Genomic DNA, 440 nt, shown 5'->3' with positions numbered 1-440 from the left:
GGACTACCAGGGTATCTAATCCTGTTTGCTCCCCACGCTTTCGTGCCTCAGTGTCAGTTACAGTCCAGAGAGCCGCCTTCGCAACTGGTGTTCCTCCTAATATCTACGCATTTCACCGCTACACTAGGAATTCCACTCTCCTCTCCTGCACTCAAGTTTCCCAGTTTCAAAGGCTTACTACGGTTGAGCCGTAGCCTTTCACCTCTGACTTAAGAAACCACCTACGCACCCTTTACGCCCAGTAATTCCGGATAACGCTAGCCCCCTACGTATTACCGCGGCTGCTGGCACGTAGTTAGCCGGGGCTTCCTCCTCAAGTACCGTCATTATCTTCCTTGAGGACAGAGCTTTACGACCCGAAGGCCTTCATCGCTCACGCGGCGTTGCTGCATCAGGCTTTCGCCCATTGTGCAATATTCCCCACTGCTGCCTCCCATAGG

At 53.4% G+C, this 440-nt stretch carries 1 rRNA gene; it reads right to left on the bottom strand.

The window, feature by feature from the left end:
* Positions 1 to 440: ribosomal RNA gene (locus OO12_RS26045) — 16S ribosomal RNA — on the bottom strand; the annotation flags it as partial.

Origin of the sequence: Sphingomonas sp. ERG5, from assembly GCF_000803065.1 — a bacterium.
Taxonomy (GTDB): domain Bacteria; phylum Pseudomonadota; class Alphaproteobacteria; order Sphingomonadales; family Sphingomonadaceae; genus Sphingomonas.
This window is presented reverse-complemented; position numbering and strand designations above follow the sequence as displayed.